Source organism: Intestinibacillus sp. NTUH-41-i26, from assembly GCF_032769475.1.
In the GTDB taxonomy this organism is placed as follows: Bacteria; Bacillota; Clostridia; order Oscillospirales; family Butyricicoccaceae; genus Agathobaculum; species Agathobaculum ammoniilyticum.
On sequence record NZ_CP136477.1, the window covers coordinates 1676571 to 1694828 of the forward strand.

General features: G+C 57.6%; 16 protein-coding genes, 1 pseudogene and 1 other annotated feature. Of the genes and pseudogenes, 3 read left to right on the forward strand and 14 right to left on the reverse strand.

The window, feature by feature from the left end; translation table 11 throughout:
- Positions 1 to 30: 30 nt before the first annotated feature.
- From RX717_RS08580 to RX717_RS08635, 12 genes and pseudogenes are all read right to left on the reverse strand, one after another.
- Complete coding sequence (locus RX717_RS08580) at positions 31 to 918, reverse strand: CPBP family intramembrane glutamic endopeptidase (RefSeq protein WP_107630413.1); 888 nt, start codon at positions 916 to 918, stop codon at positions 31 to 33.
- A complete protein-coding gene (locus tag RX717_RS08585; RefSeq protein WP_316960203.1) occupies positions 905 to 1480 on the reverse strand; it encodes a 5-formyltetrahydrofolate cyclo-ligase in 576 nt (191 codons plus the stop codon). Before RX717_RS08585 ends, RX717_RS08580 begins: the two co-directional genes overlap by 14 nt.
- Complete coding sequence (locus RX717_RS08590; RefSeq protein WP_054325847.1) at positions 1464 to 2015, reverse strand: DJ-1 family glyoxalase III; 552 nt, start codon at positions 2013 to 2015, stop codon at positions 1464 to 1466. The genes RX717_RS08585 and RX717_RS08590 overlap by 17 nt, the downstream gene beginning before the upstream one ends.
- Before the next feature lie 16 nt (positions 2016 to 2031).
- Positions 2032 to 2829 carry a GNAT family N-acetyltransferase gene (locus RX717_RS08595; protein ID WP_107630412.1) on the reverse strand — a complete coding sequence of 266 codons (798 nt, stop codon included), beginning with the start codon at positions 2827 to 2829 and terminating at the stop codon, positions 2032 to 2034.
- Positions 2826 to 3740 carry a DUF2156 domain-containing protein gene (locus RX717_RS08600; protein WP_107630411.1) on the reverse strand — a complete coding sequence of 305 codons (915 nt, stop codon included), beginning with the start codon at positions 3738 to 3740 and terminating at the stop codon, positions 2826 to 2828. Before RX717_RS08600 ends, RX717_RS08595 begins: the two co-directional genes overlap by 4 nt.
- Before the next feature lie 17 nt (positions 3741 to 3757).
- On the reverse strand, positions 3758 to 4534 hold the full coding sequence (gene thyX, locus RX717_RS08605) for an FAD-dependent thymidylate synthase (protein WP_107630410.1): 777 nt from the start codon (positions 4532 to 4534) through the stop codon (positions 3758 to 3760).
- Positions 4535 to 4537: 3 nt separating this feature from the next.
- On the reverse strand, positions 4538 to 5275 hold the full coding sequence (locus RX717_RS08610) for a WecB/TagA/CpsF family glycosyltransferase (RefSeq protein ID WP_147573654.1): 738 nt from the start codon (positions 5273 to 5275) through the stop codon (positions 4538 to 4540).
- A 165-nt stretch (positions 5276 to 5440) separates the two neighbouring features.
- Positions 5441 to 5755, reverse strand: a complete 315-nt coding sequence (locus RX717_RS08615; protein ID WP_159068004.1) for a phage holin family protein — start codon at positions 5753 to 5755, stop codon at positions 5441 to 5443.
- Between the two features lie 77 nt (positions 5756 to 5832).
- On the reverse strand, positions 5833 to 6915 hold the full coding sequence (gene leuB, locus RX717_RS08620) for a 3-isopropylmalate dehydrogenase (RefSeq protein ID WP_316960204.1): 1083 nt from the start codon (positions 6913 to 6915) through the stop codon (positions 5833 to 5835).
- Between the two features lie 5 nt (positions 6916 to 6920).
- Positions 6921 to 7412, reverse strand: coding sequence for a 3-isopropylmalate dehydratase small subunit (gene leuD / locus RX717_RS08625; protein ID WP_054325843.1), 492 nt, complete (start codon positions 7410 to 7412; stop codon positions 6921 to 6923).
- A 16-nt stretch (positions 7413 to 7428) separates the two neighbouring features.
- Entirely contained in the window at positions 7429 to 8691 is a 1263-nt protein-coding gene (gene leuC / locus RX717_RS08630; RefSeq protein WP_107630406.1) for a 3-isopropylmalate dehydratase large subunit, read from the reverse strand.
- Between the two features lie 20 nt (positions 8692 to 8711).
- Positions 8712 to 10219, reverse strand: a pseudogene (locus RX717_RS08635) (2-isopropylmalate synthase).
- Positions 10220 to 10287: 68 nt separating this feature from the next.
- Positions 10288 to 10527: a binding site (T-box leader), on the reverse strand.
- 222 nt (positions 10528 to 10749) lie between these two features.
- Between RX717_RS08635 and RX717_RS08640 the strand changes: the two are divergent.
- Together RX717_RS08640 and RX717_RS08645 are read left to right on the forward strand one after the other, a co-directional pair.
- Entirely contained in the window at positions 10750 to 11325 is a 576-nt protein-coding gene (locus tag RX717_RS08640) for a phosphatase PAP2 family protein (RefSeq protein WP_159068003.1), read from the forward strand.
- Positions 11322 to 12740: a lipopolysaccharide biosynthesis protein gene (locus RX717_RS08645; protein ID WP_107630404.1), complete on the forward strand. Its 1419-nt coding sequence runs from the start codon at positions 11322 to 11324 to the stop codon at positions 12738 to 12740. The genes RX717_RS08640 and RX717_RS08645 overlap by 4 nt, the downstream gene beginning before the upstream one ends.
- 35 nt (positions 12741 to 12775) lie before the next feature.
- Here the strand turns inward: RX717_RS08645 and RX717_RS08650 are convergent, their stop codons facing one another.
- Together RX717_RS08650 and RX717_RS08655 are read right to left on the reverse strand one after the other, a co-directional pair.
- Complete coding sequence (locus RX717_RS08650) at positions 12776 to 13204, reverse strand: RrF2 family transcriptional regulator (RefSeq protein WP_107630403.1); 429 nt, start codon at positions 13202 to 13204, stop codon at positions 12776 to 12778.
- 75 nt (positions 13205 to 13279) lie between these two features.
- On the reverse strand, positions 13280 to 15862 hold the full coding sequence (locus RX717_RS08655; RefSeq protein ID WP_107630402.1) for a translation factor GTPase family protein: 2583 nt from the start codon (positions 15860 to 15862) through the stop codon (positions 13280 to 13282).
- 219 nt (positions 15863 to 16081) lie between these two features.
- On the opposite strand from RX717_RS08655, the gene RX717_RS08660 reads away from it, so the two are divergent.
- A complete protein-coding gene (locus tag RX717_RS08660; protein ID WP_316960205.1) occupies positions 16082 to 18235 on the forward strand; it encodes an ATP-dependent helicase in 2154 nt (717 codons plus the stop codon).
- Positions 18236 to 18258 lie beyond the last annotated feature (23 nt).

Consider the following 18258-nt stretch of genomic DNA (forward strand, 5'->3'; position numbering starts at 1 on the left):
TTTTCACCTCATCCATTTCTCAAGGTTTTTTCAGATCCAGTGCAGCACTACTTTGACGAGAAACGCCGCGATAAAAGCTATAACACCGGGATTGCGCACGAGCAGGAACAGGTCGTACAGCCCCGCGCCCTTTTCCAGGTGCGGGATATACCCCTTTGCCAGCAGTCCTTCCGCCCCGCGCAGCGTCAGATACAAAAACAGCAGCAATACGATCGCATTGATCGCCGCGAAATGATTCCAAATGCCAAAGGCGGCATAAGTATCCGTGATCCAAAGGACAAAAACATAATACAGATTATTGACCGCGTGCGCAAGCACGGCCGGCCAAACGCTTCCGAACGCATACGTCAGATACGCATAGGCGATACCCGCCAGCAGCGGGCCGAAAAAATTCATCAGGCTGCCGTGCAGCATCGCAAACGCAAAGCCGCTGAACACCAGGCACGCGCCGGTGCCGACGCTTTGCTCCTGCGCGGCCATCAGCGCGCCGCGCAGATACATCTCCTCCACGGTCGCGCTCAGCGCTACGATCACCAGCAGCTTCCCTGGCAGCGTCATGCCGGTCTGCGGTGTGTCCAGCGCGGTTGCAGTCAGATCCGCTCCGGCAAGGCCGGCGATCTGGTATATCAGCAGGTTCAGAAAAAGCGACAGCACCGCCACCGTTACGCCGAGCTTAACCGTTACGCCGAGCGCCCCTTTGGGGAGCCGCCTGGGCCGCAGGCGCTGGCGGACCGCCTTCTGGTCGCGCAGAGAGACGACCGCCAAAACCATCGGCAACAGAAAAGCCGCTGCCTCCGACAGCGCGGTCAGCGGCGCGCCGCCGCCGAGCCGTCCTGCCAGCCGCCCCATGCCGGTCAGCAGGCAAAAGCACAGAAACAATGACAGGCCGGGCAGCAGCGCGATCTTATTGTTTTTCATCCGTGTGCAGCACCCGCCTTTCGGTAAAAATCCAGCCGCAGCGCTGATCGAACGCCGTGCGCGGCAACCGTTCCAACAAACGCCCCTCCGCGCACAAGGCAGCCCGAACGGCCGGCGTCCGTATCATAAAGCGGTCGTAATATCCGCCGCCGTAGCCCAAGCGGTACCCCGCACGGTCGCAGGCCAGCGCCGGTGCGACAATCAGGTCGATACGCTCCGGCGGCACCTCCCGCGCAGACGCATCCGGCTCCAGAATGCCGAAGCGTCCCGTCCGCAGGCTGTCCAACGACGCGATATGGTACGCCCGCATCTCCCCCGCGCGGAGGCAGCGCGGCACGCAAACGTTTTTCCCCTCGGCAAGCGCCTGACGCAGGATACCATGCGTATCGATCTCATCCGGCGTGGATACATAACAGAACACGCATTGTGCGCGGGCAAAAACCGTACTGGCCAGCAGCCGCTCGGAGATACTCCGATCGGCCGCGGCTTTTTCCGCCCGCGGCTGCTCCATCCGCTGCTTCAGGAAAAAGCGGCGTAGCTCCGGTTTATTTTCCAAACGCATACAGCGCGGAATCCGCCACACGGCGGGCCTCCGCTTCACCGCAGAGCGCGGAGACGAGCGTACAGGCAAAATCCAACGCGCCGCCCACGCCGCACGCCGTGATGATTTTTCCATCCCGCACACAGGTCTGCCGAACTGCGGTCGCACCTTTCATTCCATCCTCCATGCCGGGGTAGCAGGTCGCCCTGCGCCCCTGCAGCAGCCCCATGCCGCCCAGAATGACCGAGGGCGCGGCGCAGATCGCCGCAACGAATTTGCCATCGTCATAGCACTTCCGCACGGCATCCGTCACACGCTTGTCCGCATACAGGTTGGCCGTACCCGGCATTCCGCCCGGCAGTATCACCGCTTCCGCCGCATCCCAATCCGCTTCGTCCATGGAAAGCTCGGTTTCCACGCCGATGCCGTGAGAACCGTGTACGATTTTACCGGTCACGCCCACCAGCTTTACCTCCACACTCGAACGGCGCAGGAGATCGACCGGCGACAGCGCTTCCAGTTCTTCAAAGCCTTCTGCCAGCAACACATATACCATTGTTGTCACACACCTTTCAATTGAGCATTAAATTCATGTAGCCGCAGGAAACCGCCCTGGGCACATGCCATTTGATACAGCCCAGGGCCGTTTCCCGACCGCATGCCGTATAGGTGAACGCATCTTTCCGCAATACCTCCAGCAAGCCCTGCTCCCGCTCCGGCGTCATGCCGAATGCTTCCTGTGCGGTATCCTCCCAGCAGAACGCATAGGCAGCCAGCTTACCAGCCTCCCGCCAGCCGTACACGCCCTTTCCCAAAGCGTCGAACAGCGCTATCTGCCCCGCCCAGCAGGATGGGCTGCGCGCGATACGGCAGGGTGCGGCAAGCCGGTCATACAGCGCCGCGAGCTGTGGGATATCCTGTTCGGAAAGACGCTGCGGAACGCTCCCCCGCGTCTTTTTCACGATCTCGTGGCGCGCTATGCGAAAAAACGGCTCATAGCCAAACGGCCGGTAAAAGCCGAACAGCCACTCCTCCGCAGGGATAAGCGTGGAGGCAGTTCGTCCCGCCGCGCGGTCAAGCGCAAAGGAATGCTCCAGAAGCCGCGCCATATGTCCCTGCCGGCGATAGTCCGGATGGGTGCATGCCCCGTAAATATAGGTCGCTTCGGACACATCGCCCCCGCAGTCCAGACGGTACGGCAGCATTTGCACCATCGCGCACAGCGTGCTTCCCTCAACCGAGAGCAGCGTTTTCCCGATATCGAAAAAATGGGCGAAAAAATACGGATTGAAGCCTCCCTCGTCCGGAAAGCAACGCTCCCAAAGCGCTCGAACCGCGCCGGAATCCTCCGGTCCAGCAAAGCGGATCATTCCGCACGCTCCTTTGGCACGGCCGTGTATTTCACGCCGCGCATCACCGGATAATAGGATTTTTTGGCTTTCCGAAGCCCCTCTATACCGAGGTCTTCCTCTCTGTTGACGTATTCCACATCATCGCAGTTCCGCAAAACGAACTGCTGGTTGATCATTTGGTAAGCGCCCGGAATCGTATGGTCGGCCTTTTCGATCTGTACCACATACATATCCGGCGTTGCCCGGCATCCAAACGTGAAAGCGATCACTTCGCCATCCAGACGCAGCAGCCCGCCTTTGAGCGCAAGCGCGGAGAAGTTGTGCAGCGCCTGCACAATCGCGCAGGTTTCCCCCTGAAAGTCCCGATTCTGCGCACAGCCGTTCTGATTGCACCAACGGATATGGTATCCAAACGCATCCTTGACGTTTTCCGGCGTCATATCCTCATAGCTCCATCTGCCCTCATACGCGGTTTTAAACCGGTTGACCAGATTGCGCTTGGACTGCAGCTTTTTTCCGGACAGGGTGCGCAGCTTTTCTGCAAGGTAAATGTAGTCATCCCCATCCTCATTATCGTGGGAGAAAAAATACTTTTCCGGCCGGACAGCTTCGATCCGTTCGATCATAGGCTCCGCTATGGATACCAGCTGGAACGGGATTCCCCGCTCCGCGGCGTCGGCTTCCAGCGCGTCTAGCGCGCCGCCCAGATCTCCCTCTCCAATCGGCGCCAAGTAACAGTCATGCCCGCCGTCAAGCGGCGTCATCTTGACCAGCAAAAAACCGTCGCGGAAGCAGATCTGCGTGCCATAATGACTACGCCACATAAACAGGTCGACAAAGCAACGCTCGCACAGATGGTAATTGTAATGGGCGCCGCAAGCCTCGACCGCCCGCTTGTCCTTCAGTGTGATTTCGCAAAATGGTAACATAAAAAATATCCTTTTCCTTATTGTCCCGCTGTCTCTCGCAGCTTTTGATAATATGCGCGTACTGCACCCGCCTTCCCGCAGGACATTTTACCCTCGGTGCAGGCGCCGTCCACGCACGCAGGCCCGCAGTGCGCGAACAGCGTCGGCGCGACCGCGTATACCACGCGGTACATTTCCTCTGCAAGCGCGCGGATCTCCCACTGCGCGCGGTTGCAGCAGCGCAGCTTAAAAAAGTTTTTCAGGCTGCGTGCATTGGCAGTCATCACAATGCGGGTAGCACAGGCATTCGGCAGCACATATCGAGCGTCCTCGATCGCGTGCTTTTCCGCCTGGCTGCGCGCCTGCTTCTCCGGAACGCCCTGCGCGAGCAGCTCCTCAACGTAGCCCTCCATCAGCGCGGCGGTCAGCGCCTCGTAGGTGCGCTGGTCATCCTCCATCGCCCGAATAAATTGTTCCCGCGCCGCTGGGATTTTATCGATCTCCGGCGGCACGACATACTCAAACCCGCGTTCCCTCACATACCGCTGGGACTGTACGGAAAACGAGGCCATGCGGTGCCGCGTGATCTGCGCGAGCAGCGAACGCGACACGCCCTCGATCGCAAATGTAAACGACACATGCTCGATCGGGCTTTCATGCCCGATCTCTGAAAGCATATGGACAAAACTTTGGGTTTTTTCCTCTGTCAATCCGTCCAGCACGCTGTCGACATCTGTGAAGGAATAGCAGTTCTTGGCCGCCGCCGCCACCAGCTTTTCCGGTTCGGGCGTGTGCGCCAACAGTTTCACTTTCATTTTTTATTTTCCTTTCCGTCCCAAAAGGCGCTCCCGAAACACGATAAGCAGGAATTTGGGCAGCTTCATCATACGGCCGATCCGGCTGGGCTGCTTGAGCAGGCGGTAAAACCATTCCAGCCCCAGCCGGATAAAAATATCCGGCGCGCGCTTTGCTTCGCCTGCGAAAACATCGAGCGAGCCGCCCAAGCCGCAGTACAGAGTGGCATGGATTTCGTCGATATGCGCGGAAATGAACTTCTCCTGCTTCGGCGCCCCCAGGCATACGAACACAGCGTCCGCGCCGCCACAGGCATTGATGGCCTCGACCGCTTCCTGTTCATCGGAAAAATAGCCGTCGTGCGTTCCTGCAAGGACCAGCCCGGGGTATTTTACGCAGAGGTTTCTGCCCGCCTTTTCTGCCACGCCCGGCTTTGCGCCGAGCAGGTAAAGGCGCATTCCTTCCTTTGCCATGGCAGCGGCAAGGCTTTCGGCAAAATCTATGCCGGCGACCTTGCCGCACAGCTCCTCGCCCAGGATTTTTGCGGCATAGATGATGCCGATGCCATCCGGCAATACCAGGGCGGCATGATTCACCACCCTCATAAAATCGCTGTCCTTTCGGCAAAGATCCACTATTTCCGGATTTGGCGTCACCACATACCCCTTTTGCCGCGCGCGGATCCGGCTCATGGCCAACTCCACCGCCTGCTGCAACGTTACGGCATGAAAATGCACGCCCAGAATTGAAGCGGTTTTCATCTCTTTGTCTCCCATATTTTCACATCATTGCTGCATAATACACATTCCAAATCTATTTTATTATAGCGCAGTTGTTTCAAAATCTCAAGCCTGCAAGGTATAAAACTGGATGATTCGGAAAATTGATGTAAAAAGCCAGGCAAAGCGCCTGACTTTTGGTGTTTTTCAATCTTTTTTGTCTTTCCGGCACGAACAGCCGCCTAGGCCGCAGTGCGAGATCACTTCATTGAGGTAAACGGACATTCCGGTGCAGAGGATTCCCTGCACCATACCATCGAACAGAGCGGCTGCCCAGTTTGCATACTCCCCGTAGCGGGAAACAGCCGACAGACAGGCCAGCATGACGCCGCAGCCGGTAAGGGCAAGTGGAATAAATTGATTGGGGAATTTTCTGATTGCCTTGAAAGCGCGCCCCAAGCAATACAGGACTGCCACCAGAATGGCATAATCCGCCTTGATATATTGCGAAACCTGCTCCAAATTCATTCACCTCCCATCCATTTTATGAAAGGAAGCGAAAAAAAGGAACGCCGGCCCACGGCCGGCGTTCCTCTCTGTCAACAATCAAAGTTGTGCGCGGATGAGCGCCCCCATCTCGCTGGTAGAGAGCGCTTTTTCCCCGGCGCGGCGATATCCGCTGTGCGATGGCCCGCGTCCAGCACGGCCTCGACCGCGTTCTCAACCGCGTCCGCCTCGGCCATGAGGCCGAAAGAGTAGCGCAGCATCATCGCACAGGACAGGATGGTCGCGATCGGGTTGGCGATGCCTTTGCCGGCGATATCCGGCGCGGAGCCGTGAATCGGCTCGTACATGCCCTTGCCGCTCTCGTTCATCGAGGCGGAGGGCAGCATGCCGATCGAGCCGGTGATCATGGATGCCTCGTCCGACAGGATATCGCCGAACAGGTTGCCGGTCACGATCACGTCGAACTGGCTGGGATTGCGGACAAGCTGCATCGCGCAGTTGTCCACATACATATCCGAATATGCTACCTCGGGGTACTCGTCCTTGATGCGGTGCATGGTTTCGCGCCAGACGCGGCTGGTTTCGAGCACGTTCGCCTTATCGACCGAGCAGACCTTCTTATTCCGCTTCATCGCCATCTCGAACGCGCGGCGGCCGATGCGCTCGACCTCGTAGACCGAGTAGTTCATATCATCCGCGCCGGTCTCGCCCCAGCCCTTGTCGCTCTCGCGGCGGTAATGCCGGCCGAAGTATACGTCGCCGGTCAGCTCGCGGCAGACCAGGATGTCAAAGCCGTCGCCGATGATCTCGGGCTTGATCGGACACGCGTCGGACAGCGCCTTGTGCATCTGCGCCGGACGCAGGTTGACGAACAGGCCGAGCGCCGAACGCAGGCCGAGCAGCGCTTTCTCCGGGCGTTTTTCCGAGGGTACCTCGTCCCACTTAGGGCCGCCGACCGCGCCGAGCAGCACGGAGTCCGCGTTTTTGCATATCTCGATGGTCTCCTCAGTCAGCGGGATGCCGTTCGCGTCGATCGAACAGCCGCCCGCGAGCACCTCCTGATAGTGGAAGGTGTGGCCGAACCGCTCGCCCACCTTGTCGAGCACCTGCATGGCCTCGGTCACGATCTCCGGACCAATACCGTCGCCCTTGACGACTGCGATATTGTATTCCATCGGACTTACTCCCCTCTCTCTTTGAGCGACTTCAAAAGGCCGCCCGCCTGGATGATGCTCTGGATGAACGGCGGGAAAGCCGCCGCCTGATAGGTCTCGCCCTTGGTTTCATTGGTAATCACACCGGTGTCGAAATCGACCGAAACCGTGTCGCCCGCATCGATGCCGTTCGCCGCCGCCTCACACTCGAGGATGGGAAGGCCGATGTTGATGGCGTTGCGGTAGAAAATGCGCGCGAACGAGGCCGCGATCACGCAGGACACGCCGTTTTCCTTGAGGACAAGAGGCGCATGCTCACGCGAAGAGCCGCAGCCGAAGTTGCGCGTTGCCACGACGATATCACCCGGCTGCATCTTTTTGACGAAATCCGCGTCGATATCCTCCATCGCGTGAGTTGCCAGCTCCTTGGCGTCCGCGATGTTCAGGTAGCGCGCGGGGATGATGACGTCGGTATCGACGTTATCCCCATATTTGAAAACTCTGCCTTTTGCATTCATGGTATTGTTTCCTCCCTTACTTCAGTTCGTCGGGCGCGCAAATATAGCCTGCGACCGCACTCGCCGCCGCAACGGCCGGACTTGCCAGATAGATCTCCGAAGTGATATGTCCCATGCGGCCGACGAAATTGCGGTTGGTGGTCGAAACCGACCGTTCGCCGTGCGCCAGGATGCCCATATGGCCGCCCAAGCATGGGCCGCAGGTCGGGGTGGAAACGATTGCGCCCGCCTGGATGAAGATTTTGGTCAGCCCCTCCTCGATGCACTGGAGATAAACCTCCTGTGTGGCAGGGATGACGATGGTACGCACGCTCGGATGCACCTTGCGGCCCTTGAGAATGGCTGCTGCGGCGCGCATATCGTCGATGCGGCCGTTGGTACACGAGCCGATGACCGACTGCTGCACCTCGATATGACCCAGTTCGTTGATGGTCTTGGTGTTCTCGGGCAGGTGCGGACACGCGACCGTGGGCTTGAGGGCAGACAGGTCGATCTCGATCTCCCTCTCATATACCGCGTCCGGATCAGCCTCGAACACCGTGACCTCACGGTCCACGCGCCCCTGGATGTACGCCATGGTCTTTTCATCCACGGGGAAGATTCCGTTCTTCGCACCCGCCTCGATCGCCATATTGCAGATGGTGAAGCGGTCGTCCATGGATAAGGAGGCCACGCCCTCGCCCACGAACTCCATGGACTGATACAGCGCGCCATCCACGCCGATCTGGCCGATGATGTGCAGGATCACGTCCTTGCCGGACACCCACGGGCTAAGCTTGCCCTTGAGTACAAACCGGATCGCGCCCGGCACCTTGAACCAAGCCTTGCCCGTCGCCATGCCGGCGGCAAGGTCGGTCGAACCCACGCCGGTCGAGAACGCGCCCAGCGCGCCATAAGTGCAGGTGTGGCTGTCCGCGCCGATAATCAGCTCGCCCGGGGCGGTGAGCCCTTTTTCCGGCAACAGCGCATGCTCAATGCCCATCGCGCCCACGTCATAGAAGTTGACAATCTGATGTTTTTTGGCAAACTCTCGGCATTCCAGGCATTGCTCCGCGGACTTGATATCCTTATTCGGCACGAAGTGGTCCATCACCAGCGCGATCCTGGTGCGGTCAAACACCTTGTCAAAGCCGGCTTTCTCCATTTCACGGATCGCGACCGGACCGGTGATATCGTTGGCAAGCGTCAGGTCAACGTTCGCCTCGATCAACTGCCCGGCTCCCACGCTTTCCAGCCCCGCATGCTTTGCGAGTATTTTCTGTGTCATCGTCATGCCCATAACAGTGCTTCCCCCCTGTTTTAATCGATAAAGTACTTATTGATGCCATTGATGTAGGCCTTGATAGATGCCTCGATCACGTCGGTCGAAACGCCGCGGCCGGTAACGATCTCTCCCCCGTCAACGCTGATCTTGGCGATCGCTTCCGCCTGCGCGTCCTCACCATCGGTCATGGAGCGCAGCGAGTAATCCTCCAGCTCCACATCCTTGTCAACGATCTTATTGATTGCGCGGAACGCCGCGTTGATCGGGCCGTCCGACACGGCCGCGCGTTCGAAGGTTTCGTCGCCCTTCTTGACGCGGATGACCGCGGTCGAAGTGATGGTGTTGCCCGAGTTGATGACAAAGCGGTCCAGCGTGTAACGCTCCTCACCGGAAACCGGCACCGCGCCGACCAGCGCTTCCAGGTCGCGGTCCTTGATGACCTTTTTCTTGTCCGCCAGAGCTTTGAACTTTTCAAACGTCTTGTTGAGCTTTTCCTGATCCAGCGTATAGCCCAGCTCACGCAGCCGCTCCTCGAACGCATGGCGGCCGGAATGCTTGCCCAGCACGATTGCGTTCTTCGGGATGCCGACCGACTCCGGCGTCATAATTTCGTAAGTCTCCTTGTTTTCCATCACACCGTGCTGATGGATACCTGCCTCGTGCGCAAACGCGTTCGCACCGACGATCGGCTTGGTCGGCGCCACGGAAACGCCCGTGATGGTCTGGATCATGCGACTGGCGCGGTAGATCTGCGTCGTATCAATGCTGCAGGCGATGCCGAAAATATCCGCGCGCGTTTTGAGCGCCATAACGCATTCCTCCATGGAAGCGTTGCCCGCGCGCTCTCCAATGCCGTTGATTGTGCATTCGATCTGGTCGATGCCCGCTTCCACGCCGGCCAGCGAATTTGCGACCGCCATACCCAGATCGTTGTGCATGTGGCAGGAGAGTACAATATTTTCAATGCCCGGCGTATGCTCGCGCAGGTAGCGGATCCGCGCCGCATACTCCTCTGGAATCATATATCCGACCGTATCCGGAATATTAATCGTGGTCGCTCCTGCCTTGATTGCGGTTTCAAACACGCGGCACAGGAAATCCAGATCCGAGCGGCAGGCGTCCTCTGCGGAGAACTCGATATCGTCGCAGTATTTTTTCGCATAGGCAACATTGTGCGCAACCGATTCCACCACTTCGTCCGGCGTCATTTTAAGCTTATACTGCATATGCACCGGAGAGGTGGCCAAAAACGTATGGATGCGGGCGTTCTCTGCGCGGCGGATGGAATTCCACGCCGCATCGATGTCCTTTTCGTTGCAGCGTGCCAGCGAACAGATCGTTGAGCCGCGAACGATATCTGCGATCGCCGCGATCGCGGCCGCGTCGCCGGGGAGGCGGCGGCAAAGCCGGCCTCTATGATATCGACCTTGAGCATTTCGAGCTGCTTGGCTACCTCGATCTTTTCGTTCAGGTTCATGCTACAGCCGGGGGACTGCTCACCGTCGCGCAGTGTTGTGTCAAATATTCGAATTGTTCTGCCCATTTTCTTGTCCTCACTTTCTTGTTTCAGGGTGTACAGGGACAAAAAAAACTTCGTCCCTTAATCCAAAATTAAGAGACGAAGCGAAAGCTCCGCGGTACCACTCTTGTTGCCGCATTCCTGCGACCACTCAGCGCGCATCTAACAATACGCCGCCCCTGTAACGGAGGGCCTCCGTTCCAGCCTACCGGCCAAAGGCTTTCAGCGGACAGCTCCCGGGCGAGTTTCACCGTTTTCTGACGCTGCCTTACACCGGCCGGCAGCTCTCTGCGGACAGGGACGCGGTTACTTTACCCGTTCATCACTTTTTTCATTATGTGACTATATTACTCTCTGCCCTGCGGCTTTGTCAAGTGCTTTTTCAGATTTTTCTTTGTGCCATTCGCTACATTTTGATAAATCTTGCTAAGCAGCGCTTTATCTGGTATAGTTACTGGTATAGCAAATACGATTTTCAAAAAACCTGCATCTGGCGAAGGGAGCACCCACGTGTTCGCCCCTCCGCCGCAAATTCCACTGAGAGGAGTTCCGCTGTGGAAGTTTTCTGGGATATTGTCCATACGTTTGATTATGAAATCCTGCTGCAGCTTTTCCAGCATTGGCGCGGCGGTGTGTCCGACGCAGTCTGGACCGTATTCTCCACCCTGGGCAACGGCGGCGCACTGTGGATTGCGCTGGCGGTCATCCTGCTCTTTTTTAGGAAGACCCGACGCGCGGGGGCCGCGATGCTCGCGGCCCTGTTGATCGGCCTGCTGGTGGGCAATGTTTTTCTGAAGGAATGGGTCATGCGGCCGCGTCCCTTTGTCACGCATCCGGAACTGACCGCGCTGCTCGACCCGGGCGATCAGTGGTCGTTCCCCTCCGGCCACACGCTGTCCTCGTTTGCCGCCGCAACAGCGCTCTGCTTTTTTCACCGAAAAGCCGGCGCTGCCGCTTATGTGGTCGCTGCGCTGATCGGTTTTTCCCGTCTTTACGCCTGTGTACACTATCCGACCGATGTACTCGCCGGCCTGTTGATCGGTATCCTTTGCGGCCTGCTTGCCGTGTGGCTTGTCGACCGTCTTTTTGACCGTATCCATGCCGCTCGTCTGAGAAAGGGTGTCCAATGAATCAGTATAAGCGCCTTTTAAGCAACACGTTTATTTTTGCGGTCGGCACATTCAGTTCCAAAATCCTTGTGATTCTGATGCTCCGTTTTTACACGGGTATCCTCACGCAGGACGAAATGGGCGTGGCGGACCTGATCGTCAAAACCACAAGCATCCTTTATCCGGTCGTGTCCCTGTCCATCGGGCAGGCGGTCATCCGCTATGGGCTGGAACGCAGGCAGAGCAAGCCCGAGGTGTTTACCATCGGGCTGCTTACCTTACTCTGCGGCTTCCTGATCTCCCTGCCGTTCCACCCCGCGCTCAGCCTGATTCATTATAAAACCTCTTTCGGCACAAGCGGTTCCCTGTTGGATTACCAATGGCTGATTTACCTGTATGTGCTGACCTCCTGCACGCAGAATGTATGCAGCCAGTTCATCCGCGCGCTCGGCTTTGTCCGCCTCTATGCGGTCGACGGCATCTTCCGCACGCTGATGACCATTCTGCTCAACATCCTCTACCTGAAGGTATTTGAGTGGAACATATTCGGCTATGTATTTTCCATTATCTGCGCGGACGCTCTCTCCACGGTCTGCCTGTTCCTGATTGCCGGACTGTGGAAATATATCAAGCCGCTGCAGATCAATTTCCACCTCTGGCGGGGCATGCTCGCCTATTCCCTGCCCCTTGTACCCGATGCGATTTTTGTTTATATTGTCGGCTTTTTCGGGCAGACCTTTCTGGCCAGCATGCAGAGCACCGCGGTCAGCGGCATCTACTCGGTCGCCTACCGCGTCCCCACGCTGATCGCGCTGGTAGCGTCCATATTTGTCGACGCTTGGCAGCTCTCCATGGTCAATGACAATTCCCGTCAGGAGCAGATCCGCTTCTTTTCCAACGTTGGAAACACCTACAGTTCAATCGTTTTCATTATCGCTTCGGGCGGCATCATGTGCGCCAAGCTGGCTATGATGATCCTCGCTGTTCCCAGCTACTTTATAGGCTGGATGTTTATTCCCCTGCTGGCGGTCGGCGCGGGGTTCAACTGTCTTTCCAGCTTCCAGAAAAGCGTCTATCTTTTGGAAAAACGCACGGTCCCCTCTTTCCTTTCCACCGCGTTTTCCGCGGTCGTTAATATTCTGCTCAACGTGCTGCTGATCCCGCGGTACGGCGGCATGGGCGCCGCCACCGCGTCCATGGTCAGCTATATCGGCCTGTTCCTCTATCGTGCGATTGACAGCCGCCGGTTCATGCCGATCCACTGGAATGTCAGGCGTCTGGGAGGCACCGTACTCCTGCTCGCCGTCCAGACCGCGCTCATGCTCACGGAGCCGCCGCTCTGGATCGTCTGGCAGCTGCTTCTGTTCGGTTTCGTATTCCTGCTCAACTGCAAGGAGCTGCTTCTCGGCGTAAAAAAGCTTTTGCACCGCGCGTAAGCAAATAAAAGCCGCAGGCCTAAGCCTGCGGCTTTTCAAATGGAAAAATCCAGCGACTGTCCCCTGTGGATCAAATCCTCGAGCGTCACGGAATCGACATACTGATTGATCGTATCAAATAAGCCGCGCCAAAAATCCAATGTGATACAGTCGCCCGCGCGCGAACATTCGACCGGCTCGCTCTCCAAACACGCGACCGGAGCGAGCGACCCCTCCGTGATACGCAGGATATCGCCGACCGTATATTCCGCCGGCGGTCGGGAAAGCTGGTACCCACCCTGCGCACCGCGGATCGACCGGACAAAGCCCGCCCGCGAAAGCTGCACAACAATCTGCTCCAGATATTTTGCCGATATCTCCTGGCGCCTGGAAATATCCCGTAGCGGGATAAAGCCCCCTGCGTCATGCTGCGCAAGGTCGATCATCAGGCGCAGCGCATACCTGCCTTTTGTAGAAATCTTCATATGGCATTCCCCTCTTTCCACTATTATGCCACAGAATTACTATGAATTCAAGCAGTAAAGCGCAGAGCTACCCGTTCACCGGTTTTTCATCTCCCGCAAAACGCTTTGAATATGTTCGCTTGCCTGCTGCACTTCCCATTTCAGCTCGGTCGCAGACATGCGTTCCGCCCCATGCCCCAGAATAATCATCTGCTCCATACCGTCCGAGGTCGCGACCCGAACCCGATGCTTGCGGGACAAGTCATAGGATGCCTGCTCAATATACATATCCGCAGTCTCCGCCTCCTTGGTGTAAACGACATCCAGGCCATGTAGCTTCTCGACCGAGCCGACGCCGCCCTTAACCTTATACGCGTCAAACACCACGATCAAATGGCACTTGCGCACGCTTTGATAATCGCTGAGCAGGTTGAGCAGCGCTTCCCGCGCGGCGTTGATGTCCCCCGCCGCGATGTCGTGCAGCTCGTCCCAGGAGAATATGATGTTGTAGCCGTCCACCAGCAGGTAATCCTCCGCGCGGATGCGGGTCACATACAGCTGCTCGAGCGTAGCGCTTTTCCTGCGGCTTTGCTGGAACGCCTCGAACCCCCGGTCCTTGATCGGGCCATAGGTGCGTTCAAACAACGCGCGAAGCTCCGCGTCCTCCTCCAGGCCCGAACCTGCTCGGGAGCGTGTCTGCCGTGCCGGCGGCGTATCCGTCTGTTCTTTTCCGCCGCCCAGCCGGAGGCCGCTGTCCAGATGCGCCTGCGCGGGTACTTCGTCCCATTTGACGACATGCCCCGCGCCATGCGAGCAAAAAACCGAATCCGGTGTGTTTTCCACGTCATGCGCGGCGTCGTATGCCGCCGCCGCGATCACTTCCGCCGCATTATGGCACGGCTCGTAGCCGGACAGCTCGCAGGAAAGCCGCCCCTCACCGCGCGTATACGCCGCAACCTCAGTCCAGTAATCGCGCAGGGTGGACACTGGCGCCTTTCCGGTCAGTACCGCGCGGCCGTCTTTGCTTTCCGGTATCTCAAACGAACCATCCAACCGCTGAATATCGCTCATCGCCCGCCCGACACAGCTTTCCGGCACCTCAAGTCGAAAAGCATAATACGGCTCCAAAAGAATGCTGTCCGCCTGCATCAAGCCCTGCCGCACCGCGCGGTAGGTCGCTTCCCTAAAATCTCCGCCCTCGGTATGCTTAACGTGCGCCCGACCGGTGAGCAGTGTGATCTTCATATCCGTGACCGGCGCGCCGGTCAACACACCGATATGCGTCTTCTCTCCCAGATGGGTCAGGATGAGCCGCTGCCAGTTCAGGTCCAACACATCGGTCGGGCAGGCGGAAGCAAACACAAGGCCGCTGCCCCGCTCGCCCGGCTCGAGCAGCAAATGCACCTCCGCATAGTGGCGCAGCGGCTCAAAATGACCGATACCAACAGCCGGCGAAGCGATCGTCTCTTTATAAACAATCCTGCCCGTGTCAAACTGCACGGCCGCCCCAAAGCGTTCCTCAATCAGCCGTGCCAGTATTTCCAGTTGAACCTCGCCCATAAGCTGCAGGTGGATCTCCGCAGACGCTTCATTCCACGATACCCGAAGCTGCGGGTCTTCCTCCTCCAGCAGCCGCATGTTTTGCAGCATCGCATGCGGGTCGCAGCCATCCGGCAGCCGCATCCGATAGGTCAGCACTGGTTCCAGCGCCGGTGATAGCGCGCCCGCCACGCTCCCCAGCCCCATGCCCGGCATGGTATGCGTCAGCCCTGTCGCCGCGCAAACCATACCGCATTCCGCTGTTTCCACCGTCCGGTACTTCATGCCGGAATAGATCCGAAGCTGGTTGACTTTTTCCTGCCAGCCGCCGTCCTCGCTGCCGCTGACCACCTCGCGCACACGCAGCGTACCGCCGGTCAGCTTGAGATAGGTCAGCCGGTTTCCCTGCTCATCCCGCGCGACTTTGAACACCCTCGCTCCAAAAGCCGCGCCATCCGCCGGCATGTCCGTATAGCGGTCCAATCCGTCCAGCAGGTCCTCCACACCCTGTAGATGCAGTGCGGAGCCGAAATAGCATGGGAAAACCGTTCTTGTCCGAATCAGTGCGGCAATATCCTTATCCCGCACGGCCTGTCCGTCCAGATACCGCTCCAGCAGCGTTTCATCGCATACCGCCAAGTTTTCTTCAAACGCCTGCCGCGCGGCGTTTCCGTTGAAATCAACGCAGCCCTCCCCCAGCTGCTTTTTCAGTTCGGCGAGCAGTCCCGCCCGCTCCGTACTAGCGAGGTCCATCTTGTTGACAAAAACCACTACAGGGATCTGATGCCGCGCAAGCAGTCGCCAAAGCGTATGGGTGTGCGCCTGTACGCCGTCCGTACCGCTGATCACCAGAACCGCATAGTCGAGCACCTGAAGCGTGCGCTCCATCTCCGCAGAGAAATCCACATGTCCCGGCGTATCCAGCAGGGTGACAGAGGTTCCCGCCAGATCAAAAACCGCCTGCTTGGAAAAAATCGTGATACCGCGCTCCCGTTCCAGCGCGGCCGTATCGAGAAAAGCATCCCTGTGGTCCACTCTGCCAAGCCTGCGCAGCACACCCGCCCGGTACAACATCGCTTCGGCCAGCGTGGTTTTACCGGCATCCACATGTGCCAGAATTCCGACGACAATTCGTTTCATAATTTCCTCATTTGCTGTAATTCGTTGTATTATAAAATTATTATAGCAAAAACACGGTGTTCGGACAAGCCGAATCCTCTCGCAAAGCGGGCCACGCGATCATCGGTCAAAAACACGAACAAATGTTTGCATATCTCAAATCTTTATGCTATACTGTAAACAGCGGGTGCGGAAGCCGCCGGACGCCCGCACACGCAACAGAAAAAAGGTGGGGTCGCTATGCAGGATGTCCTGAAAAACTTAAACGCCGCGCAGCGTGAGGCGGTCACAACGACCGAGGGCCTGATCCGCGTCGTTGCGGGCGCCGGCTCCGGAAAGACGCGCGCGCTCGCGCACCGGTTTGCCTATCTGGTAAACGAAGCTGGCATCCTGCCCGGCAATATTCTGTGCGTTACCTTTACGAATAAATCAGCGGGTGAAATGCGTCAGCGAATCCGCCAGCTTACCGGAGATAGCGACGCAGGCTATATCTGCACCTTTCACAGCTTTTGCGTATCCGTTTTGCAGGAGGACAGCCATGCCGTGCAGTATCCCAAGCGCTTCCTCGTGCTGGATAATTCGGATATCGACACCATGCTGCAAACCGTTTATGAGGAACGAAACCTCACCCTGCGCCATATGACGTTCAGCAGGGCGCGGGATATGATCGAAATACGCAAGCTGTTTCAGGAGCCGGACTATTACCAGGATATGCTGGCCATGCCGCTGGAGGGGCTGCGCGAGAAATATCTCTCTGCCGCCGCTGTGGAGGATATCATTTTTTACGGCTATCTGTATCAGGAAAAAAAGTGCTTTGGCCTAGATTATAACGATCTGATCAAATTTACGCTGTATCTTTTTGAGCAGGACGCCGGCATCCGTCTGAAATGGCAAAGGCGCTTGGAATATATAATGATCGATGAATTCCAGGATATCGACGAGCTGCAGTATAAGCTGATGTGCGTACTCTGCGGCTATCACAGGAACCTGTTCATCGTCGGGGACCCCGATCAGACGATCTATACCTGGCGCGGCGCCAATGTAAAATACCTGCTGGATTTTGACAAAGCGTTTCCGAACTGCAAAACCATCATGATGATGCAGAACTACCGTTCCTCCCCGCAAATCCTGCGGGCAGCCAATTCCCTGATCTCCAAAAATGTCCACCGCATCAAAAAGGAACTCCTCTCGACTTTGCCGGATAGCGGTCCGGTGTTTTTTCACCATGCGGAATCCGCGGAGCAGGAGGCGGAATGGATCGCCGCAAAAATCGCGGAGCTGGAGCAGCAGGGCGTCCCTTATCAGGATATTACAATCCTTTACCGTGCGCATTATGTAACGCGAACCTTGGAAGAAGTCTTTCGCAGGCGCAAGCTTCCCTATGTTATATACAGCGGCGCGCAGTTTTTTGACCGGAAAGAGATCAAGGACGCACTCTCTTACCTCCGCATGACGGCCTATCGGGACGACCTTTCTTTCCAGCGTATTGTCAATACCCCCAAACGAAACCTCGGTGAAAAGCGGATGCGCTTCCTGAAGCTCTATGCGGAACAAAACGGCTGCTCGCTGTACGAAGCGCTGCATCGTTGTTTGGAAGACGAACTGTTCCGAAACACGAAAGCGCGCCCGTTCATCCAGTTGATTGAGGAAACCGCGGCCAGATATGCCGGCAAGCCTGTCTCCGAGGTTCTCGGCATGCTGCTCAACCGGAGCGGCTATGAGGAAATGCTGCGGACGGAGGGCAATCAGGACCGGCTGGATAATTTGGCGGAGCTGAAGCAGTCCATCTATGAATATGAAGCCGCCTGCGGCGAAGAATGTACTTTGGAGGATTATCTTTCCCATGTCGCGCTTTTTTCCAACAGCGATACATCGGAGCGGCGCAATGCCGTTAAAATGATGACCGTCCATACGGCAAAGGGGCTGGAATTCCCGTATGTTTTCCTCTGTTCGCTTTGCGAGGGCGTGTTCCCCTCTGTCAAAACGAAAACCCTGCCGGCCATGGAGGAGGAGCGGCGGCTCGCTTTTGTCGCCATGACCCGCGCGGAAGGCGGGCTGTTCCTATCGGACAATGCAGGCCGCAACATAGATGGCTCCTCCCGCATCCCCTCCCGCTTCGTTTTCGATATCGACCGCCTGCTGCTACAGTATACCGCCGAGCTTCCGGAAAGCCTTGTGGCCGAAGCCTCGGACCATATCCGCTTTCACCAGCGTCAGCTCAGCGCCTTGGCGGCCGGCCCTTCTTTTTCAGCGGGACAGCGGATCTCGCATCCTATTTTTGGCGACGGCGCCATCCTTGCCATCGATCGGGAAGCTTCCACCTACACCGTTCAGTTCGACGATATCCCAACGCCGCGCAGCATCTCCTTCCGCGTCCGGATCACACCGCTTTAGCGCGCTGGGAGCGCAGCCGCCTT